Source organism: Clostridium sp. JN-1, assembly GCF_003718715.1.
Taxonomy (GTDB): Bacteria; Bacillota; Clostridia; order Clostridiales; family Clostridiaceae; genus Clostridium_AV.
On sequence record NZ_CP033465.1, the window covers coordinates 1,710,130 to 1,732,188 of the forward strand.

General features: G+C 30.5%; 20 protein-coding genes and 1 other annotated feature. Of the genes, 1 reads left to right on the plus strand and 19 read right to left on the minus strand.

All coding sequences use genetic code 11. The features are described 5' to 3' along the window. Position 1: 1 nt before the first annotated feature. The 10 genes from ruvX to EBB51_RS08100 all read right to left on the minus strand — a co-directional run bounded on the left by ruvX (position 2) and on the right by EBB51_RS08100 (position 9,803). Complete coding sequence (ruvX, locus tag EBB51_RS08050; RefSeq protein WP_123053996.1) at positions 2-427, minus strand: Holliday junction resolvase RuvX; 426 nt, start codon at positions 425-427, stop codon at positions 2-4. 74 nt (positions 428-501) lie between these two features. Further along, the gene (locus tag EBB51_RS08055) at positions 502-753 is read right to left on the minus strand and encodes an IreB family regulatory phosphoprotein (RefSeq protein WP_123053997.1); all 252 of its coding nucleotides are present in this window, start codon (positions 751-753) and stop codon (positions 502-504) included. 61 nt (positions 754-814) lie between these two features. Further along, positions 815-3,460: an alanine--tRNA ligase gene (gene alaS / locus EBB51_RS08060; RefSeq protein WP_123053998.1), complete on the minus strand. Its 2,646-nt coding sequence runs from the start codon at positions 3,458-3,460 to the stop codon at positions 815-817. A gap of 49 nt (positions 3,461-3,509) precedes the next feature. Continuing rightward, positions 3,510-3,684: a binding site (T-box leader), on the minus strand. Positions 3,685-3,918: 234 nt separating this feature from the next. Then, a complete protein-coding gene (locus EBB51_RS08070) occupies positions 3,919-4,947 on the minus strand; it encodes an AI-2E family transporter (RefSeq protein ID WP_123053999.1) in 1,029 nt (342 codons plus the stop codon). Beyond that, positions 4,916-5,440 (minus strand): PRC-barrel domain-containing protein, encoded by a 525-nt coding sequence (locus EBB51_RS08075; RefSeq protein WP_123054000.1) that lies wholly within the window; start codon positions 5,438-5,440, stop codon positions 4,916-4,918. The genes EBB51_RS08070 and EBB51_RS08075 overlap by 32 nt, the downstream gene beginning before the upstream one ends. Positions 5,441-5,547: 107 nt before the next feature. Further along, positions 5,548-5,976, minus strand: a complete 429-nt coding sequence (nifU, locus tag EBB51_RS08080) for a Fe-S cluster assembly scaffold protein NifU (protein WP_123055016.1) — start codon at positions 5,974-5,976, stop codon at positions 5,548-5,550. Positions 5,977-5,982: 6 nt separating this feature from the next. After that, positions 5,983-7,194 (minus strand): cysteine desulfurase NifS, encoded by a 1,212-nt coding sequence (gene nifS / locus EBB51_RS08085; protein WP_123054001.1) that lies wholly within the window; start codon positions 7,192-7,194, stop codon positions 5,983-5,985. Next, positions 7,195-7,644 (minus strand): Rrf2 family transcriptional regulator, encoded by a 450-nt coding sequence (locus tag EBB51_RS08090; RefSeq protein ID WP_123054002.1) that lies wholly within the window; start codon positions 7,642-7,644, stop codon positions 7,195-7,197. Positions 7,645-7,739: 95 nt separating this feature from the next. Beyond that, positions 7,740-9,005 (minus strand): replication-associated recombination protein A, encoded by a 1,266-nt coding sequence (locus EBB51_RS08095; RefSeq protein WP_123054003.1) that lies wholly within the window; start codon positions 9,003-9,005, stop codon positions 7,740-7,742. A 27-nt stretch (positions 9,006-9,032) separates the two neighbouring features. Next, complete coding sequence (locus tag EBB51_RS08100; RefSeq protein WP_123054004.1) at positions 9,033-9,803, minus strand: histidinol phosphate phosphatase; 771 nt, start codon at positions 9,801-9,803, stop codon at positions 9,033-9,035. 327 nt (positions 9,804-10,130) lie between these two features. Here EBB51_RS08100 and EBB51_RS08105 point away from each other — a divergent pair, with 327 nt between their 5' ends. Continuing rightward, positions 10,131-11,138, plus strand: a complete 1,008-nt coding sequence (locus EBB51_RS08105; protein ID WP_123054005.1) for a 3D domain-containing protein — start codon at positions 10,131-10,133, stop codon at positions 11,136-11,138. Positions 11,139-11,183: 45 nt separating this feature from the next. Here the strand turns inward: EBB51_RS08105 and EBB51_RS08110 are convergent, their stop codons facing one another. The 9 genes from EBB51_RS08110 to EBB51_RS08140 form a co-directional block, all read right to left on the minus strand. Then, positions 11,184-11,948 (minus strand): SDR family oxidoreductase, encoded by a 765-nt coding sequence (locus EBB51_RS08110; RefSeq protein WP_123054006.1) that lies wholly within the window; start codon positions 11,946-11,948, stop codon positions 11,184-11,186. Positions 11,949-12,198: 250 nt separating this feature from the next. Then, positions 12,199-12,498 carry an iron-sulfur cluster assembly accessory protein gene (locus EBB51_RS14015; RefSeq protein WP_347560931.1) on the minus strand — a complete coding sequence of 100 codons (300 nt, stop codon included), beginning with the start codon at positions 12,496-12,498 and terminating at the stop codon, positions 12,199-12,201. Positions 12,499-12,540: 42 nt separating this feature from the next. Continuing rightward, positions 12,541-15,072 carry a DsrE/DsrF/DrsH-like family protein gene (locus EBB51_RS08115; protein ID WP_123054007.1) on the minus strand — a complete coding sequence of 844 codons (2,532 nt, stop codon included), beginning with the start codon at positions 15,070-15,072 and terminating at the stop codon, positions 12,541-12,543. A gap of 391 nt (positions 15,073-15,463) precedes the next feature. Next, the gene (locus EBB51_RS08120) at positions 15,464-16,414 is read right to left on the minus strand and encodes a sugar phosphate isomerase/epimerase family protein (RefSeq protein ID WP_123054008.1); all 951 of its coding nucleotides are present in this window, start codon (positions 16,412-16,414) and stop codon (positions 15,464-15,466) included. Between the two features lie 217 nt (positions 16,415-16,631). Then, complete coding sequence (locus tag EBB51_RS08125; RefSeq protein ID WP_123054009.1) at positions 16,632-17,396, minus strand: DeoR/GlpR family DNA-binding transcription regulator; 765 nt, start codon at positions 17,394-17,396, stop codon at positions 16,632-16,634. Positions 17,397-17,611: 215 nt separating this feature from the next. Further along, entirely contained in the window at positions 17,612-18,892 is a 1,281-nt protein-coding gene (locus EBB51_RS08130) for an MFS transporter (protein WP_347560932.1), read from the minus strand. 364 nt (positions 18,893-19,256) lie between these two features. After that, entirely contained in the window at positions 19,257-19,814 is a 558-nt protein-coding gene (locus tag EBB51_RS08135; RefSeq protein WP_190285247.1) for a phosphatase PAP2 family protein, read from the minus strand. Next, entirely contained in the window at positions 19,789-19,947 is a 159-nt protein-coding gene (locus EBB51_RS13675) for a hypothetical protein (protein WP_190285248.1), read from the minus strand. The genes EBB51_RS08135 and EBB51_RS13675 overlap by 26 nt, the downstream gene beginning before the upstream one ends. Before the next feature lie 167 nt (positions 19,948-20,114). Further along, positions 20,115-22,058: a TetM/TetW/TetO/TetS family tetracycline resistance ribosomal protection protein gene (locus EBB51_RS08140; protein ID WP_123054010.1), complete on the minus strand. Its 1,944-nt coding sequence runs from the start codon at positions 22,056-22,058 to the stop codon at positions 20,115-20,117. Position 22,059 lies beyond the last annotated feature (1 nt).

A 22,059-nucleotide genomic window follows, 5' to 3' on the forward strand; every position in this document is an offset into this window, starting at 1 on the left:
ATTATATATCTCGTTTATTAGCTATACTATCCAAGTAACCTTGAAGTATGTAAGTAGCAGCTATCTTATCAACTATCTTCTTTCTCTTGCTCCTAGATAAATCTGCTTCAAGCATGGCTCTATGGGCTGCTACAGTAGTTAGCCTCTCATCCCACATCTTAATAGGTAAATCTATGTTATCTTTTATAATATTACAAAATTCCAATACTTTTTCACTTTGCGGACCCAAAGTTCCATTCATATTCTTAGGTAACCCTGAAATAATAGTATCTACATTATATTCAGAACAAATTTGTTTTAATTTTTCTATATCTTTTTCTTGATTTTTTCTTCTAATAGTAGTAATTCCTTGTGCAGTAATACCAAGTGGATCACTTACAGCAACTCCTATTGTTCTATCTCCTATATCTAATCCCAATATTCTCATATAAAATCTCCTAATTTAATATACCTAATAACCAAATTGTTTAATTAAAATAAAAGTGCCCCTTAAGGGCACCTTTATTTTATCCCCAAATAAGCTTTTAGGACTTCTTCCATAATCTCGTCTCTCTCAAGTTTTCTAACTAGTGCCCTTGCTCCATTATAATTTGTTATATAAGTTGGATCACCAGAAATTAAATATCCAACTAATTGGTTAACAGGGTTATAACCTTTTTTGATTAGCGAATCGTAAACCTCAGTTAATATTTCCTTGGTCAAATCTTTTTTGCTTTTGGATATATCAAACTGAATAGTATTATCGTTGCCCATTTATATCACCTCGCTAATAATCTAATACCTATATTATAGAACATATTTTTGAAAATGTATACTATTTAACTAATGTTTCCATGATCACAGAACTTTTTTCTATTGCTTCATCTACTTTTTCAGGAAGCTTTCCACCGGCTTGAGCCATATCTGGTCTTCCTCCTCCACTTCCTCCTGCAATAGCTGCAACTTCTTTTATGAGTTTGCCGCAGTGTACTCCCTTGGCTAAAGTACTTTTAGCTGCCATGGCTACAAACTGAACTCTATCCTTTGTCAAGCTGCACAGAAGAACTACACAATCTCCACCTTTACTTCTAATTTTATCTGCTAAACTTCTAAGTGCATCATTGTCAACATCTTTTACAATTCCTGTGAATAATTTTATACCCTTTATCTCTTTCACATTTTTCATTATGTCTTCTTCTGCACTGCCTGCTAATTTGGAATTTAATTTTTCAATTTGTTTTTCCTTTTCTTTTAGTTCTTGCAACTGCAAATCAATTTTGTGAGGTATCTCCTTTTCCGAACACTTTAATTTGTCTGCTGCTTGTTTTAATAAGTCGGTTTTATCTTCAATAAAATCTAAAGCTTTAAATCCTGTTACAGCTTCTATTCTCCTTATACCAGCTGCAATTCCAGTTTCAGATATTATTTTAAACAATCCTATTTCGGAAGAGTTATCTGCATGTGTTCCACCGCATAATTCCATGCTAAAATCTCCAATGGAAACTACCCTAACTTCATCTTTATACTTATCATCAAATAAAGCTACTGCTCCAATTTCTTTTGCCTGTTCCAAGTTCATAATACGGGTTTTAACTTCTAGACCCTTCATTATATTTTCATTTACTAATCTTTCAACTTTTTTCAATTCATCATGACTCAAAGCTTGAAAATGATTAAAGTCAAACCTCAATCTTTCATCATCAAGGTATGAACCAGATTGATGTACATGTTCTCCTAACACTTTTCTTAAAACTTCATCTAGAATATGCGTAGCCGTATGATTTCTTCTTATCTTTTTTCTGCGCTGTTCATCAATACATAAACTTATAGTATCATCTAATTTTATACTTCCTTCTTTTACTTCTACAAAGTGTAATATCTTACCTGATATATTATTTTTGCAGCCAACTACATTAGCCTTGAAGGAATTATTATATGCAAATCCAGTATCTCCTACTTGACCGCCCATTTCTGCATAAAAAGGAGTATTTTTGACTACTATTATTCCACTGTCTCCTTCATTTAGTGATGATACAAATTCTTCATCCTTAATTAAAAGAGTTACTCTAGAAGTAGTTTTTATGTTATTATAACCTTCAAATACAGTTTCTATGTCAAGTGGAATCTTATTTAATATTGTATCTTCTGCTCCCATATAGTTTGTTTCTTCTCTAGCAGCTCTAGCCCTTTTTCTCTGCATTTCCATTTCATTTTCAAACTCTTTTAAATCAGCTGACATACCTTTTTCTTCAAGTATTTCTTCAGTTAATTCAACTGGAAATCCATATGTGTCGTACAATTTGAATGCCCTTTCACCTGATAAAACTGTTTGCTTTTTTTCAAACATATCATTCATAAATTCATTTAAAATTTGCATTCCACTATCTAGAGTTTCATCAAATCTTTGTTCTTCTAAACTTATAATTTTCTTTATATAATCTCTTTTCTCTGAAAGTTCAGGATAATTTCCGCATGAATTATCTATAACTACATCTGTTAGTTTATACAAAAAAGCATTATTTATTCCTAATGACTTACCGTGCTTTGCTGCTCTTCTAAGCAGCCTTCTAAGCACATACCCCCTTCCTTCATTTGAAGGAAGTATTCCATCTGAAATCATAAAAGTTACACTTCTTATATGATCTGTTATAATTCTAATTGATATATCATTTTTTGAATTTTCGCCATACTTAACATTAGCAATATCACATACTTTATCTAAAATTGCTCTAATCGTGTCAACTTCAAATATACTTTCTTTATTCTGCATGATAGTAGCTATTCTTTCAAGTCCCATTCCCGTATCTATATTTGGATTTGCAAGCCTATTATAATTTCCACTTTCGTCTTTATCAAATTGAGTAAATACTAGATTCCAAAACTCAATTATCCTGTCCTCATCTCCTGCTTTTATAAATTCGTCTGCGGTCTTTACTGGTCCTTTTTCAATATTTTTATCATAATGGATCTCAGAACAAGGTCCGCATGGTCCTGTTCCATGTTCCCAAAAGTTGTCTTCCTTGCCAAGCCTAAAAACTCTTGAAGGCTCTACACCAACTTCCTTAGTCCAAATATCAAATGCTTCATCATCATCAAGATAAATGGTTACATAAAGCCTATCCTTAGGCAATTTTAATACTTCTGTGACAAACTCCCATGCCCATGGAATTGCTTCTTTTTTAAAATAATCCCCAAATGAAAAGTTTCCAAGCATTTCAAAGAAAGTTCCATGTCTTGATGTTTTTCCTACATTCTCTATATCACCTGTTCTTATACACTTTTGACATGTTGCAACTCTAGTTTTAGGTGGAGTTTTGAGTCCAGTAAAATATGGTTTTAATGGAGCCATTCCAGCATTTATTAAAAGTAAACTCTTATCATTCTTTGGAACAAGTGAGAAACTCTGCATTCTTAAATGTTCTTTACTCTCGAAAAAGCATAAGTACATTTCTCTTATTTCATTTAGCCCTAGTTTTTCCATCAATTATCACTCCTCGTATTTTAATTTTCATAAAAAAAGACTTTCATCCCAAAGGGACGAAAGTTACTTCGCGGTACCACCCTAATTACACAAACAATGTCATTTGTGAACTCGTTTATAATAAGACTCCCGAGCTGCTTCAATATAATCTACAAAAAGTTTTCACCAGCCACTTTCTCTCTATATGCAGAAATATATTTACTTCTCCCAATCATCATCAATATATTATATTATGTACTCAATTATTGTGAACCTCCACTACCACAAGAGTAGGGGCTTCGTACAGAAGATTGATAGTCTAAGCTATCCTTATTCTAGCGGGCGTATCCACTTCGCCGCTGCTGTATAGTGCATTTAAGCACACAACGCTGCTTTTCTTTAAGTTAAAAAGTATAGATAAAATTATAAGCAAAAGGTTACAATATGTCAATATAAATTACTTATATAGAAACCATTACCTAAAATAAATAATAATTTATATTATCATAAATTCCTTTAATTATTGCACCAATTGGAATTGCAAGTACCATTCCCATAAATCCAGCTGCTTTTCCTCCAATAATAAGCAGTATTATAACCATAAGAGGATGCATACTAACACTGTCTCCAGTTACTTTAGGTGATATTATATTTCCCTCCACCTGCTGCAGCAAATAAAGCCAAATTGTAACCCATAATGCACTTTGAGGTGACTTAAGTAATGCTACAAGTATAATTGGGACAGCCCCAAATACCGGTCCAAAATACGGAATTATATTCATAAATGCATTTAACATTGACAATATTACTGGAAAGTCTATTTTAAATACTATAAGTATTATAAAAGTTGCTGCTCCAATAATTGCACACAAAAATAACTGACTCAATATATATTTTCCAAGTATTTTATCTATGTCTAAGCTTATTTTTTTTATTAAATTTCTGCTCTTTGCCGGAAAAAAATTTAATATTTTATTATTTATATTATCACCATCTGATAAAAAGTAATAGGATATTATAGGCACAATGGTTACAACTACTATATTTTCTCCTAAATCCAATACTGAATCAAACAATTTCGTTACCATACTTACAACTTGATTGTTTACCTTAAGAGATAAGTTATTTACTATCGTATAAATAGTTTTATTGCTGCTTATTAACTTTATCTTATAATAAAAGACATCTATAAACTTTTGTATACTGCTTATTGTATCACTTATATTAGAACTTTCTTTGGAAATAGACGGTATTAAAAGGCTAAAACTTAAAATAAATATAAATATTAATGCACATATAAGTATTAATGCACTGTTTGTATTTTTTATTCCAAGACCTTCTAAGTATTTTTGTATTGGTTTTAAGGTGTATGAAACTATAAATGAAATAAAAATCAAGTACATTACTTCCCTCATAACTGCGCTTTTTACTAAAAAATATATTATAATTAAGCTTATAAGTATCAAAAAGAAATACCTATATTTCTTGACTTTGCATTTTACATTCATCTAAATCATCTTCCTTAAACAGCCGATGCGGTAAACTCAATAATTCTATATTTTCACTCCTTTTATTTAAGAAGATATTTTCATCTCCAAGTATTATATCTTTTACAAGTATTACCTTTTTGCCATAGATAAAGTTAGTGATAATTCCTGTAGACACTATCAAGGCAGTCATGTTAAACTTTTCCTTATCAAACATAATATCCTCTACAATTCCAACTATATTTCCTGCTCTATCCCGTACATCAATACCCCTTATGTCTTTAAAATTTAAAAACTTATCTTTCCTTGCCTTTACAACTATCATGACTGAATTAAAGCTAACAACATCTTCTAGCATTACACTAATATTGTTTTTAAACCAATTGTTAGATGATATGCTAAATCCGAGTATTCTCTTACTATCAAAATCTATAATCAAATCATTTATAATTCCCAGCTTTTTGCCACTTAAATCTACTACATCCATAAGCATAAAATCCTTAGATCTATACATTTTAACATATCACTCCAATTTAATTTTTTATAAACTTCTTATAATATTTTCTCCAAAGCAAAAAAAAATATAACCCCTTAAATAGGGGTTATATTAAAACAAGTTATTTAATTTCCATGAACATGCTCATGAATAGTTTCTGAATGAGTTTTTACTTTCCATGGTTCTAATCCTACTGATTCTCTATAGTTATTTATTGCCTTGTGAATTGCTTCTTCTGCTAATACTGAGCAGTGTACTTTTACTGGTGGAAGTCCATCCAAAGCTTCTGCTACTGCTTTATTTGTAAGATTCCATGCCTCGTCTATTGTCTTTCCCTTTATAAGTTCAGTAGCCATACTTGAAGAAGCTATAGCTGAACCACATCCAAATGTTTTGAATTTAACATCTTTAATTATATTATCTTCGACTTTTATATACATTTTCATTATATCTCCACATTGTGGGTTACCAACTTCTCCAATACCATTAGCATCAGGAATTTCTCCTACATTTCTAGGATTTCTAAAATGATCCATAACTTTTTCACTGTACATCATAATTTATTTACCTTCTTTCTTTTCATTCTCTTTTTTTAAGAATTCTTCCCAAAGTGGTGACATAGCCCTTCTTCTTTCAACAACCTCTGGGATTACTTTAAGAGCATAATCTACATCTTCTTCTGTAGTTCCTGCTCCAAGGCTTAACCTCATTGATCCATGTGCTACTTCATGCGGCAGTCCTAAAGATAAAAGTACATGTGATGGATTTAAGGAAGCAGATGCACAAGCACTTCCTGTAGAAATTTCTATTCCCTTATCATTTAAATCCAATAGAAGTGTTTCACCTTCTATTCCTATAAAACTAAAGTTAGCATTTCCAGGTAATCTCTTATCCAAATCCTTTCCAACTGGACCATTTATCTTTGTATAAGGTATCATCTTTGGTATGTTTTCTAATAATTTATTTCTAAGCTTTGTTAGCCTTGCAGATTCTGATTCCATCTCTTGTGTTGCTAATTCAATTGCCTTTCCTATTCCAACTATTCCTGGAACATTTTCAGTAGAAGCTCTTTTCCCCTTCTCCTGTTCTCCTCCATGAATTAAATTTTCTATTTTTACACCTTTTCTCAAGTACATAGCTCCTATCCCCTTAGGTCCATAGAATTTATGTCCTGACATTGAAAGTGCATCTATGTTCATTGATTTTACATCTATCTTTACGTGAGTAACAGCTTGAACTGCATCAGTATGAAAATATATATTATGTTCTTTGCATATCTTTCCTATTTCTTCTATAGGTTGAATTGTACCTACTTCATTGTTAGCAAACATTATTGAAACTAATATTGTCTTATCTGTAATTGCATTTTTCAAATCATCTAAGCTTATAAATCCATACTTATCTACTGGAAGATATGTTACATCAAACCCACTCTTTTCAAGAAACTTGCATGCATTTAATATAGCATGATGTTCTATTTTAGTAGTTATAATATGATTTCCTTTATTTTTATTTGCAAATGCTATACCTTTTAATATCCAGTTGTCGCTTTCCGAACCACCAGCTGTAAAAAATATTTCACTTTTTTCAGCATTTAAAGCTTTTGCAACTCTCCCTCTAGCTTTATCTATAGCCTTTTTAGGCTCATCTGAAATAGAATATAAAGAAGATGGATTTCCAAAGTACTCTGTAAAATACGGAAGCATTTCCTTTAGTACCTCCGGTTTAGTATAGGTAGTTGCTGAATAATCCATATAAATTTTCTTATCCATTTAAACATTATCTCCCTTCAATTTGTTTGAATTCATTTGTTTATAATCATCTACCATATCTTGAAGCGTAGTTGATTCCATAACGCTATCAATACTCTGTTTTATTCTAGCCCATAAAAGTCTTGTAGCACAATAATCTACATTACTACATACATTTTTTTTACTTGCATCTATGCAATCTGATATTTCTACTGGTCCTTCTAAAATACCCATTACTTCTGCTACAGTTATATCTTTAGGACTTCTGCTCAAAATATAGCCTCCCTGAGCCCCTCTAATACTTTTGATTAACCCAGATTTTCTAAGTGAAGAAAACAACTGTTCAAGATAATATTCAGATATATTTTGTCTTTCAGATATACTCTTTATAGACGACGGCCGTTCACCATAATGAATTGCCAAATCAACCATAGCTTTTACGCCATATCTTCCTTTAGTTGACAGCTTCACTTAACCACTTCCTTTAATGTTGAGTATTTTACTACAATTTCTATTCTGATAATATCAAATCCTAGTAAAGTTGTCAACAATAAAATTATTTTTTATCAATCTTTTTTCTTGATTTTTTCCCAATATTGTTTACTTATTTGTTCTATTTTATTTGTTCCATAATCATAATAACTTTTATCCTTAATATTATCCGGCAAGTACTGCTGTTTTACATAGTGATTCTCATAGTCATGAGGATATTTGTACCCCTCCATTCTACCAAGTACCTTTGCGCCATCATAATGTCCGTCTCTCAAATAATTTGGTATTTGTCCTATATCAATATTATTAATATCACTTAGAGCCCTATCAATGGCACAAATAGCTGAATTTGATTTTGGAGATACAGCTAAAAGTATGGCAGCTTCTGCAAGAGGTATTCTTGCTTCTGGAAGTCCTAATTGCACTGCCGAATCAACACATGCTTTTACTATTGAGATAGCTTGAGGATAAGCAAGACCTATATCTTCTGATGCAATAACTAAAAGTCTTCTGCATATTGATGTTAAATCGCCTGCTTTTATGAGAATTGCAAGGTAAAAAACAGCTGCATCAGGATCGCTGCCTCTTATTGATTTCTGAAAAGCACTTAGGACATCATAGTGACTGTCACCATCTCTGTCATGATTTAATAATTTTTTTTGATTGAGTTCACAAATTGAATCAACAGTAATCTTTATCTCATCTTCCTTTTTACTGCAGCATAAGATAATTTCCATTATGTTCAGTGCACGTCTTAGATCTCCATTAGATAAGTTTGCTATGTAATATAATGCATCTTCATCATATTTTATAAACTTATAACCTAAATCCTTTTTGCTGATTTCTATGCATCTACTTAATCCATTAACTATATCCTTTTGACTTAATGGTTTGAACTCTAGCACAAGACACCTGCTTAAAACAGCTTTAAATATATAAAAATAAGGATTTTCAGTAGTACTTCCTATAAGAGTTATTTGACCATTTTCAATAAACTCTAAAAGGCTTTGTTGTATTCTCTTAGTAAAATGATGAATTTCATCAATATAAAGTATCACACCATTGTAATTCATAATTGTATTTAAATCTTTTATTATATCTTTAATGTCCTTTAATGAGTCAGTTGTTCCATTTAACTTATATAACTTTTTTCCAGTAGAAGATGCTATTATATTAGCTACTGTAGTCTTTCCTGTTCCAGGCGGTCCATAAAAGATCATATTCATCAAATGTCCAGAATCTATCATTTTCCTCAAGACTTTGCCCTTCCCAAGCAAATGACTTTGCCCTACAATTTCATCTATATTCTTAGGTCTAATTTTATTAGCTAAAGGATTCATACAAAAACTCCCTTACTTTCTTCCATACTAATATTTTTCATATTCTTTCTTTCTATCTTTAAAATAAACAATCTTAAGGCTGCAAATATCTGCTATTTCTATTGCAGATTTAAAGTTCATACCTACTGCATCTATGTTATGTGCATCTGATCCAACAGTTATGTCTTTTCCTCCTAATTCCCTAAATCTCTTATATATTGGAATTATATTATCTACAGCACTCTTTGTACCTAATCTTCTTGTATTAAGTTCTATACACTTATCCTTTTCTATAAGTGCTTTGAGTATAGAATCTATTAAATCTGAATAATCATTGTAATAAATTTCTTTGTCATCAAATTTAGCATACCTAGCTATATAATCTATATGTCCCATACTATCTATGAAGTTATACATTTTCACACAATCAAGCATGGTCTTAAAATACTTACTATAGGCTTGTTCTTTGGTTTTTCCATTATAATATTTATCATAATAAATATCCATATTGTCAACTAAATGTATAGAACCTATGACATAATCAAAACAATTGCCTAATATTAATTTTTTGCTTTCAGCTTCACAATCTTGTTTCATTCCTATTTCTATACCAAGTAGTAAATTAGATCCTCTATATTTTGAATACTCTTCAAAATACTTTTTTTCATCAAAGCAGAAGGATCCGTTTATTGGAAACTTTAAGTCCATATGATCAGTCACTATAATTGAAATTCCTTTATTTTGTGTATTAACTACTGCATCTTCTATTTTCATATTTGAATCAGTTGAGAATTTGGTATGGATATGCGTATCAAACATAAAAAAAGCCTCCTTAACAAAATGTTAACAATATAATTTTAAGTTTAATGATAATGTCATCAATATAAAGTAAATTTTACACTTCCAAAGTTAAAAAATAAAGGTAAATATTGAAGCTCAATACATTGACGATATATATATTTTTTTACTTTTATAAATTTCAATTTCATAAATGTATATTTCATACATTCAAATATTAACCATATATTCAATAAATTATAATATAATTCTTCTTAAAACTTGAGTTTTTGTATATTTTAATGGTATAATAAAAAACATTAGCAGATAAACAAATAATTTTTCAATTAATATTAGGGGGGAAAGCTATTGAATAAGAAAATGCTATCTATTATTATGACGTTGATTTTAATGACAGTCATAAGTAGTAACGTTTTTGCTTCACCAAATACAAGCACATCTGATGAGTTAAAGCAAACTCAAAATGATAAAAAAGAAGTACAAACAAAAATTCAAGATTTAAATAATCAAATTGATGATGTAATGAAAAATGTTGATAAAAATAAACAAGATATGAATAAAATTGCAAAAGACATGAAGAATACACAAGCTAAATTAGAAACTGCACAAAAAAATTCAAAAGCTCAAGAGGATTTATTTGCAAAAAGATTAAGAGCTATGTATATAAATGGTTCTGACACTTATCTTCAAGTTCTTTTATCATCTGAAAATCTAGGTGACTTTATATCAAGATTAGATATGGTCACGAGAGTAATAGGCTATGATAAAAACGTTGTCAACAAGCTAAAATTGGAAAGACAAGCTATATCAGATCAAAAAAAAGCTTTAGATTCTGAAAATGCTAAGCTGCAAGCTCTGAAAACTACCAATGAAAGTAAGTTGTCAAAATTAAACAATGATATAAAAGAACAAAAGGATCTTTTAGGCAAAGTAACAGAAAAAGAAGGCCAATTACTTGCAAAAGAGTCTGCATCTAAAGAAGCAGCCTCTGCTAAAGAAGTAGCCTCTGCAAAAAGCAGCCCAAGTTCTAGCGGTACATTATCACGTGGTACGTCAGGGTCAGGGTCTTCTTCATATTCACAAGTACTCGATATATGTGCAACTGCATACTCAGGTGATGGTATTACTGCATCTGGAACAGCAACTAAGAGAAATTCCGGCGGCTATAGTACTATAGCTGTAGATCCTAGAGTTATACCAATTGGATCAAGAGTTTATGTAGATGGATATGGTTATGCTGTTGCTGAAGATACAGGTGGAGACATAAAGGGAAATAGAATAGATGTGTTTTTCAACTCAGAAGCAGAAGCCCAAAACTGGGGCGTAAGACCTGTTAAAGTATATATACTTAATTAAGGTGATATAGGCTGTCTAAATATGATTTTTAGACAGCCTTATTTTTTACTTCATTAACTTTTTTTGATATTTTCCAATCATCTTATATACTAAATTACGCGGCAGCTTAACTAACAACTTATTCATAATTCCAGGCACTATAACTTTTTTATTTTTTAATAATTGATGATATGCATCTTTAGCAACTTTATTTGGTGTCATTGAGGTTTTATTATCACGCTTACCTGCTCTTTTTGAAAAATTTGTTTTTGTTGCACCCGGACAAAGTGCTGATACTATAACATTATAAGGTTTAAGTTCTTCAGATATTGCTTGTGAAAAGGACAAAACATATGCTTTTGTTGCATAATAAACTGCTGTAAAAGGTCCTGGAGAAAATGAACCTGTAGATGCTACATTCAATATCTTACCTTTTTTGCATTTTACCATATCTCTTGCAAATAGTTTTGTAAGTTCTGTTAAAGCAGCTATATTCAACTTTAGCATTGTTATATCATCATCTATAGACTTTTCATGAAATAAACCTACATATCCTATACCTGCATTATTTATAAGTATATCAACTTTTTTGCCCAATTTACTAATATTATTATATACATTTTGAGCTGCATTACTTTCACATAAATCCTGTTCTATAGTGTTTACTTCGATATCATATTTATCCATTAATTTATAAGCTAATTTATCTAACTTGTTTATGTTGCGTGCAATTAAAATAAGATTAAAATTATTTTCAGCAAATACTTTTGCAAGTTCATAACCTATTCCGCTGGATGCGCCTGTTATAAGTACTGTATCAAAATTATTCACAAAATATCATCCCCAATTTATATAAACTTTTTATTTATCTTTTTTTGAAAAATCCCTTGTAAATATTATACTAGCATAATACTTATCTATTTTCATCCAATTTTCTGCATCACATTGAGTATATAATTAGATACTAAAATTCATGAAATAATTTGTAAGCATTTTCTTTATTGATATAAAAGAACTCCTTCTTATAAATAATTGTAAAATTATTGTCAAGAAAGAGTTCTTTTTATTTAATACTTTATTTTTAACACGAGGAAGAACTTCCCCCGCTTATAGTAAATCCTTGATTGAACCAGCTGTTTGAGTAATCAATAACTGATCCATTTACATATGCTTCGAGATCCGAATTATAAACAACATTTATACCTTCTGAATTAATAACTACATCATCATTATTTTTTACCTCATCCAGAGCTAATTGTAATCTTGGACCGCCTCAGCCATGACCCTCAAAACTAACTCTTAGCATTGCATTTTCAGTGTTTTTAGCTTTTTGTTTCATTTGATTAAACTTTTCAACTGCTTCTTTAGTAACCTTAACCACAGTAATTCACCTTTCCTTCATAATTTTTATTTTAGCTATTATTTATATGAATAAGTTAACATTGGAATCTTCTGCTTCTCCTAGATAATACCCCACGCCGCCTACTTTAACTCCATCTATTAGTTCTTCCTTTTTAAGTCCCATAACATCCATAGTCATTTGACATGCAACTATTTGTATTCCGCTGTCTATAGCAGCCTTAATTAAATCTTCAAGTGAAGAAACATTTTTATTTTTCATTGCCTTTTTCATCATTTTTGTTCCCATTCCAAGCATATTCATCTTGGAAAGCTTTAATTTTTTAGTTCCTCTTGGCATCATGAATCCAAACATCTTATCCATAAATCCCTTTGAAACTTTAACTTTTTCATGTTTTCTTAATATATTAAGTCCCCAAAAGGTAAAGAACATAGTAACCTTTTTGCCCATAGAAGCTGCACCATTTGCTATTACAAAGGATGCCATTGCTTTATCAAAATCTCCACTAAATACTACTAATGTCTTGTTATCCTTTTGTGCAATTGTACCAGCATTAATGCTTGTATTAGAAGTATTATTATTTAGCACTATCTGTTTTTTTTTACCCTTTCTTATGAAAGCTGTGATACTGCCTTTATCTTTTTCTCTACCTAATAATTCGTTATCTGTTCTTTCACACCAAGACTTTATATCTTCATAAAAACCTTGATCCGATGCAGTAACTTTTAATACTTCTCCTTCTTTCATATCCTGCACATTTGTATTAACCTGCATTAGTGGTCCTGGACAGCATAATCCACAAGCATCAAGATCTTTGTCAAAGTACCCTTTTTTATGTGCTTCAGATGCTTCTTTGTATTCATTTAAATTACTCTCTAAACTTACATTACTAGATTTTCCTTTTAAATTCATAGAACCTATGTCATTATTCTTATTCATTACAACATCCTTTGGTTTGAACTTACTCATGGTATAAGTTTTATATCCACCTGTTAAGTTCTTTACTTTGAATCCATTTGCCTTTAAGATTCTTGCAGCTATATATCCTCTAAGTCCTACCTGACAATAAACTAATATTTCTTTATTCTTATCCAATTCATTTAATTTATTTCTTAAATCATCTACAGGTATATTTAAAGCTCCGTTAATATTTCCATTACTATATTCTAATCCGGTTCTTACATCCACAAGTTGAGTAGTATTTTTATCCCTATTGTCTATATCTTCAGGAAGTACTGCATCCATTTTTCCTGTTAACACATTTGCAGCTACAAATCCAGCCATGTTTACTGGGTCTTTGGCAGAAGAGTAAGGCGGCGCATAAGCAAGTTCCAGCTCTTCTAAATCATAGATTGTTCCGCCAAGTCTCATAGTCACTGCTATGTCATCCATTCTCTTATCTACACCAGCATATCCAAAAGCTTGTGCTCCAAGTATTTTTCCTTTAGCATTGAAGATAAGCTTTATAGACATAGGTGAAGCTCCTGGGTAATAACCTGCACTAGATTGAGGATGAACATATATAACTTTGTATGGTATATTTTTTGATTTTAATGTTCTCTCGTTGTTTCCCGTACTTGAACCTGTCAATCCAAATACCTTTATAATTGATGTTCCCATAGTTCCTTTATAAATTGAATTTAAGCGGCATACATTATCTGCTGCAATTCTTCCTTGTTTATTAGCAGGTCCAGCAAGTGCAATAGCTGTCTTACTTCCATTTACAAAATCAACTACTTCAATAGCATCTCCTACTGCATATACTCCTTCTACATTAGTTTTCATTTTATTATTTACTATTATATGATCTTTTGGTCCAAGCTCTATTCCTGAGCCCTTTAAAAATACAGTATCTGGTTTTACTCCTATGGCAAGTATAACTATATCTGCATATAAAGTTTTTCCACTATTTAATGTTACCTTTATAACATTGTCGTCTTCCTTAAAAGACTTAACTCCATCTTTTAGTATAACCCCAACTCCATTATATTGTAGTTCCTTTTCCGCAAAAGTTACCATCTCTGAATCAAAAGGTGCTAATATATGCGGTGCTCCTTCAACTAAAGCTGTATTTAAGCCTCTCTCTTTAAGGTTTTCTGCCATCTCGACACCAATAAATCCTCCGCCAATAACAACTGCATTTTTTATATTACCCTTGTCGATATAAGCTTTTATTTTATCAGTATCTGGTACATTTCTTAGTGTAAATATCTTATCACTTTGTATTCCTTGTATAGAAGGCTCAGCAGGAGATGCTCCAGGTGATAAAATTAAATAATCATAATTTTCCTCATACTCGCCATTATCTTTACTATTTACCTTTACTTTTTTATTTTTAGTATCTACCGTTATTACTTTACTATTCACCCTAACATCAATATTAAATCTTGCTTTCATAGCTTCAGGAGTTTGTACTAATAATTTTTCTCTTTCCTTTATAGTCTCTCCTATATAATAAGGTAATCCACAGTTTGCAAAAGATATATATTCACCTTTTTCAAACAGTATTATTTCTGCATTTTCATCAAGCCTTCTAAGTCTTGCGGCAGCAGATGCACCTCCAGCTACTCCGCCAACTATTATAATTTTCTTCATATACATTTCCTCCCAGTATAAATATTATAATAATCTATTTTTCTTTATTTAAAATCACATTGATTAAATCTTCATAATCGTTATATTTATATATTACAATATAGTAATATAAAAATCAATACTTTTTTTGATAATCTAAAATTCAAATGCAAAGCATTTTTCTCTATAGCTGATTGCAAAACTAGGATAACATTCAGGAAGTTAATGGAATAAGGTTTGTCGAGCTGTCTGTCAATTAAGTTATACCAGTAATAACTAATTCGGACTTTAAAGAATCAGTTTTATGGATCTTTTAGTTCTTAGGTAAACGGTTTACCGTATACAAAATAAGTGCTCACCGACTAAGTCAGTGAGCACTTTATTCCTTCATCCGCAACTTACAAATTTATTTTTATCTACAATATTTATCTCTTAAAGCTAAAGTATACTTGACTGTTTGTTCTACAGCTTTTTCTTGATCCTCAATCATCTTATCAATAAGATTTTCTGGTGGATAATAATAGTCTGAAGGTTTAATTACATTTGGATCATATGGCGGTTTCTCAACTTTAAATGCTCCTTCACCCACATTAAATACTCCACCTGTTCCAGGTTCTCTCTTAAATGAAACTGCATATGGGAAACACATTTCTATATTTACTCTTGTTAATTTTGACTCATTAACAAGTATTTTAAAGCATTCATCTAAATCTATATTACCTGTACCTGCTGGAACTCCACAAACCTTATATTCATCTCCATCTTTAATTACAATATGATCTTTAAAATGTGTAGTAAATGCATATGGGGCTAGTTTTTTAACAGCTTCAACAGGATCTTCCCATGCCATCATTCCGTTTCCAATGTCACAATGTGCTCCAACCCAAGGGCTGTTTACTTCTTCTATTACTTTTATTACGTCATCTGTTGTTTCTTCTTCATGATTTTCAACTGCAAACTTTATTCTATATTTCTTTAATAATGGTACAACTTGTTTTATATCTCCAGGAGCTTTTTCTAATAATTTAACATCGTATTCTCCCATACAGCAGTAAGTACGAACAACATCTGCTCCTATTTTATGAGCTACTTCTATAACCTCTGTTAAATGTTTTGGATCTGTACCATTTGTATCGATTTCAGCGTATAATCCGTACTTTTTGATTTCCTGTCTTACTTTTTCTAAATATTCAGGTTCAAAGGACTCCAGAACAGCTATGTTCTGTACCCCTGGCCATGGAATAATATTTAGCATTACACCATCTAATCCTAATTCAGCAGTCCTTCTTATAAACTTAAATACATCCATTCTTCTAGTAATAAACTGTAGATGGTAGCTTTCTGTTTCTAATCCTATTTTCATATTAATCCTCCTCATATTATATAATCTTATTTTCATTATATTATTTATCCAATTAATGTTATTATATATTAATGTATGTGCATCTTTAAGGCATCTTGTTGATTTTGTGTGTTTTATAGGGTCTAATCTGTTTTTTATGTGTATTTTTAAGTGCTTTCACTTAAAATAAAATATTCAAAATATATATTAAATTATATCTTTAGTGTATATATCTTATCTATTTATTAACAATTTCTATTCCGTTTTTTAGGTAGTTATTCAGAATCTTAGAATCTAATTTTGAATCAGTTATAATTAAGTTCACTTCATGAATATCTTCTAATTTAATAAGTGATATTTTATCCATTTTACTACTATCAGCTAATATTATAGTTTCTTGAGAAATCTCTATTAATCCTTTTTCAATTTGAACCTCTTCTGGCATAAAATCAGTAATGCCCCTAATCAATGATACACCGCCAACGCTAATAAATGCTTTATCAGCGATAAAATTAGAGAGTAACTTTTTTGGAAGTTCACCAAAAAAAGCACGTTCCTTACTATTCAATATACCACCTGCCAAAATAACAGTGAAACTCTCTGCATCATCTAACTCATTAGCAATCATTAATGAATTGGTTATAACCGTAAGCTCTTTAAAGTTATTTTTTAGCTCTCTAGCAATTTCTATATTAGTAGTACTATCATTTAGTGCAATTGATTGACCATCCTCTATATATTTAATAGCAATTTTCGCAATTTCTCTTTTTTCATTAATAAATTCTTTTTCTCTATTTATATAATTTAATTTTTGAACTTCATTTTTTTTTAATACAGCGCCGCCATAAACGCGTTTCAATAACCCTTCTTTTTCAAGAGATTCTAAGTCTCTCCTTATTGTTTCAATAGAAACATCAAATAGTTTAGTTAATTTTGATACCTTAACGCTGCCTTCTTCTTCAAGCATTTGTATAATAGTGTCTTTTCTTTCTTCTGCTAACAACAAATTCCCCCCCTTTCATCAACTTATAGGTTTTTATTTATATCGTATCAGCATAAGAACTTTTATTAAATGCAAAATGTGGAATGCTATAATTATTTCATGACATTTATTATTTTTTGTATCCTATTATTAATATATTTTCTAAAATATTATCGCTGTAGAAATAGCTATAGGACGATTTAATATCAATCCTACAGCAGTCTATTTTACTTATTTTAGGCAGCTTCTTGGCCTAATGCTTTTTTCTTATTAACCATATGAACTAATAAACTACTTAAAATGAATCCTAATACTGAAAAAGCAATCATAAGCAAAAATACTTGTTTGTATCCATTAATTCCTGGAGTCTTATCTATTAATGAACCAAATAGAGGGAATGCAAACATTGAAGGCGCATATCCTACAAAACAAGCTACTGAAGTTGCAGCGCCGCTTATTTCTCTTGGTATTTCAACTTCTTCCATAGGTGCAAAGAATACTGCTCTCATTGTAAATATTATTGTTCCAAAACCAAGTGTAAATGTCATTCCTGCATATACATTCATTTTCTGATGCGGTAAGAATATAAATATTGTCATTGCTGCAATTGCTGCTACAAAAGCAGCTCTTATATATTTTGATGGAGATTTAAATCCCTTATCAGCTAAAAATCCACCTATAGGTCCGCCAACCATTTTTAAACCATACTGATTTATAATACCGTAAGCACCAACAAGCGCTACAGGCAGTCCATAAATATCCTTTAAGAATGGAATGAAATAGGTTAAACCACAATATACTGAATATACTGAGAATATAGTAAATGATACTAGCCATACTTCCGGCATTTTCAATGCTTTAATTGCACCTTGTAATGCAATTTTATTTTTATTAACTTCGCCATCTTTATTTTTAGTTGTTACTATTACATCATCTTCAAGTAAGAAATAAGAAATAATACCTACTACAATTACTATTGTTGAATAGAATACTATAGCTCCCTTTAAGCCAGTTGATCCTGCTCCTAATAGTTGAAATATTCCAAGAGCAGTAAATGCAACTATTGTATCAACTACTCCTCTGCCTGCCTCAAGAAATCCAAACATTCTTCCCTGTTCGTCTTTACCGCCTAGTAATCTAACTGACTTTACAAGAACCGGCCAGAATAACAATTCTGCAAATACAGCAAATAGACACCAAAGTATTAACATTCCTGTATATCCTGGAGACGTTAACATAAAGAATCCCAAAGCTCCAACACCTATCAGTCCAATTGGCAGCAGTTTCTTTTTGGAGAATCTATCTGTTAAATACATTGAAAATATATATCCGAAAGATTGGACAATTGCATAAGCAGATAACATTGCACCTATTTGTGTATTTGTTAAATGGAATTGCTGCTGCATAGGAACATAAAATGCATCTTTTAGGTATGGAAGTTTATAAATCGTTCCTCCTCCTAAAATTAAAGTTCCAAATGTCATCCATTTTTTAATACTCCCCTTTTTTTCTTCCAACTTAAAAACCTCCCACAATTATTATGAATAATGCCGTTAAAAATCGTTAAGTATCGAAAACATTTTCATTAATGCAAGTATATATTATTTTTTGTGGATTGTAAAGCATTTCTATGTACTTTTTTTGTTGTTTTGTGGCTTTTATTTGGAAACTCCTTTATATTTATTCAATATTCTTGCTTTTTTGTGCTTTTGTGATAATTTGTAGGTTGTATTTTTGTGTCATACTTGATATTATAGCTAAAATATATTTAACTACGGATACCTTACTTAAACCTGTTATGGTAATAATCTCTTTATTTGAAAAAGGAATTTTATTGTTCTATATAGATTAAACTTGGGGCTAGAAACCCTATGCATTTGATTACTCCTTTTTCATAGTAATTGCTGCGTGCTTATTTACTCTATTAAACACATAAATTGTTATTTTGCTGCATATCAATCCTAAAATTATGCCAGCTAAAACATCTGTAGGATAATGAACATATAAATACAACCTTGAAAAAGCTATCAAAGATGCCAAACCGAAAAAAACAAATGCATATCTTTTAAAATACTTTGCCAATACCCCTGCAGCTGCAAATGAAGAAGCAGCGTGTCCTGAAGGGAATGAATATGATAAAGGTTTTGGAATTAAAAGATTAGCTGCTGGTATATAAGTTGATGGTCTCATACGCTGAACTGCATGTTTTAAAATTCCTTCACATAAAATTGTATTTAATAATAAAGCTCCTAAAACCATAAAACCTATATTTCTATATTTTTTATTAATTATTAATAAAACAGCAATCGTAATCCATATAAATCCACCGCTGCCTAAGTAGGTCACGAAAACCATTATTTTATCCATTACATATCCATGCATATTATTATTTATACACAGGAGAATGTAATTATCAAGGTGTTGTATTAATGACATCATTTTTATTATTTCCTCCATTTCTTTTTTCTTTAATTAATATAACTACTGCTGGAATAATAGATATTATTATAATAACAATTAATACATGAAACTTAATTCTCTTCAAATAATCTGCATCTATTACATATAACATTATCTATTCTTAAGATTAAAATTACATTAAAAAGCTCTTAGATTTTCTTAAAAGTTGCTCTATATTTTAAAACTTACAAAAAATAAGATGAAAGGAACTTATCTTCCATCTTATACTATATCTTTATTTATCTAATTATTATGTATTGCATAACTAAAAACCTATATTTATTTCAAACAATGCATGTATTCTTTTGCCTTATCTCCACTTACTAAAAATGCTTGCCCTTTTGAACAAAATATTGAACTCGATGTATATTCAATATCTGCATTGTTATTGTATCCTATATTTTGTATAACTTCTTCTTGATTATGACAAACATCGTATCCATCAAATACAAAGTTGATTTTTCCCCTGCCATTTGTTGATGATATAAACTCTAAATTATAATTCATAAATTCTGACACAGGTCCTCTTCCATTTATAAAAACCTTGTCATTATGTATATCCGGGCTTTTAAAAGAACCATTTAATCTTTGTATATCTGACAAGACCTTTCCTATATACTCTACATCTGCTGATATTTTAAATCGGTAATATGGCTCTAAAACTACATTTTTAGCAGATTCAAGTCCTTGTCTTAGTGCCCTTAAAGTTGCTTCTCTAAAATCTCCACCACTTGTATGTTTAATATGCGCACGCCCCGTCAAAAGTGTAATCTTTAAGTCAGTTACTGGAGAACCCGTCAAAATTCCATGGTGTTCCCTTTCATATATATTGGTACGTATTAAATTTTGATTTCCAATTGTCAAATCATCTGTACTGCATTCACTTTTAAATGTAATTCCACTATTTCTCTCACCAGGCTCCAGCCTAAGATGTACTTCAGCATAATGCTTTAAAGGTTCAAAATGTCCATATCCTATGCTGTTCTCTAATATAGTTTCTTTATACAAAATTTTGCACGGACCAAAGTCAACTAATAAATTAAATCTTTCTTTTACAACCTGTTTTAAAACTTCAAGTTGAACTATACCCATAATATGAACTTGTATTTCTTTCATTTTCTCATTCCAAGTTATATTTAAAGCAGGATCCTCATCTTCTAAGATTTTAAAACAGTTTAAAACTTCTTTTGGATTTAATTTATCATCAAATATAACTTTTGATTTTAAAGTTGGTACTGCACTATAGTTTGCCTTTTTCCCTAAGCTGCCTATTCCATCTCCTATTTTTACACTTGTAAGTCCGCAAACTGCAAAAAGCTGGCCTGCCGAAACGCTGTCTGCTGTTTTAAACTTACTGCCATTGTAAATCCTTATTTCATTTACTTTTTCGTAATTTTCACCAATCTGAATTTTTTCTTTTATATTTAATACACCGCTTAGTGCTTTTATATAAGTAATCTTATTTTGATCTTCATCATATCGTACTTTATATACTATACCGCTAAACTTAACCTTATTGTCATATTCAGTAAAAGTTAATATATCAAGTTTTTCAATAAAAGTATCTATGCCAATATCTTTAAGCGCCGAACCACTAAAACATGGAAACAACTTATTTTGTTTAATCATCTTTCTCACAGAATTTAACCATAAATCTTTCTTATAGCCATTTTCCAAGTATTTCTCAAGAAGGTTATCGTCTTTCTCAGCTATAAATTCTACAAGTTCAGGACTCATATTTCCGCCTTCAAATGAATCATCCATTAGATATACATCTAAAGTCAAATTCAATTTTATTTCATTTAAGACAGCCTCAAGATTAGAAGTTTCTATATCAACTTTATTTATAAAGAAAAAAGTTGGAATTTTATTTTTCCTAAGTAATTCCCATATGACTTCCGTTTGACTTTGAATTCCCTGGTTTCCACTTATTATAACAATGGCATAATCCATAATTTGAATTGCCCTTTCCATTTCAGACGAAAAATCCATATGCCCTGGGGTATCTACTAAATAATAAGTAGAAGAATTATACTTAAAAACTGCTTGATCTGAAAATACAGTAATTCCTCTTTCCTTTTCTATATTATTATTATCTAGAAATGAGTCTTTATGATCCACTCTTCCAAGACTTCTAATGCTCTTTGTGTGATATAATATTTGTTCGGCAAGTGTTGTCTTTCCTGCATCTACATGTGCAAACATACCAATTATTTTATTCATA

What these genes read in the sequence shown, in the direction of transcription:
- ruvX (WP_123053996.1), bottom strand. Translation starts at nt 427, where the DNA reads ATGAGAATATTGGGATTAGATATAGGAGATAGAACAATAGGAGTTGCT.
- EBB51_RS08055 (WP_123053997.1), bottom strand. Translation starts at nt 753, where the DNA reads ATGGGCAACGATAATACTATTCAGTTTGATATATCCAAAAGCAAAAAA.
- alaS (WP_123053998.1), bottom strand. Translation starts at nt 3,460, where the DNA reads ATGGAAAAACTAGGGCTAAATGAAATAAGAGAAATGTACTTATGCTTT.
- EBB51_RS08070 (WP_123053999.1), bottom strand. Translation starts at nt 4,947, where the DNA reads ATGAATGTAAAATGCAAAGTCAAGAAATATAGGTATTTCTTTTTGATA.
- EBB51_RS08075 (WP_123054000.1), bottom strand. Translation starts at nt 5,440, where the DNA reads ATGTATAGATCTAAGGATTTTATGCTTATGGATGTAGTAGATTTAAGT.
- nifU (WP_123055016.1), bottom strand. Translation starts at nt 5,976, where the DNA reads ATGTACAGTGAAAAAGTTATGGATCATTTTAGAAATCCTAGAAATGTA.
- nifS (WP_123054001.1), bottom strand. Translation starts at nt 7,194, where the DNA reads ATGGATAAGAAAATTTATATGGATTATTCAGCAACTACCTATACTAAA.
- EBB51_RS08095 (WP_123054003.1), bottom strand. Translation starts at nt 9,005, where the DNA reads ATGAATCCTTTAGCTAATAAAATTAGACCTAAGAATATAGATGAAATT.
- EBB51_RS08100 (WP_123054004.1), bottom strand. Translation starts at nt 9,803, where the DNA reads ATGTTTGATACGCATATCCATACCAAATTCTCAACTGATTCAAATATG.
- EBB51_RS08115 (WP_123054007.1), bottom strand. Translation starts at nt 15,072, where the DNA reads ATGAAGAAAATTATAATAGTTGGCGGAGTAGCTGGAGGTGCATCTGCT.
- EBB51_RS08120 (WP_123054008.1), bottom strand. Translation starts at nt 16,414, where the DNA reads ATGAAAATAGGATTAGAAACAGAAAGCTACCATCTACAGTTTATTACT.
- EBB51_RS08135 (WP_190285247.1), bottom strand. Translation starts at nt 19,814, where the DNA reads ATGATGTCATTAATACAACACCTTGATAATTACATTCTCCTGTGTATA.
- EBB51_RS13675 (WP_190285248.1), bottom strand. Translation starts at nt 19,947, where the DNA reads ATGTTATATGTAATAGATGCAGATTATTTGAAGAGAATTAAGTTTCAT.
- EBB51_RS08140 (WP_123054010.1), bottom strand. Translation starts at nt 22,058, where the DNA reads ATGAATAAAATAATTGGTATGTTTGCACATGTAGATGCAGGAAAGACA.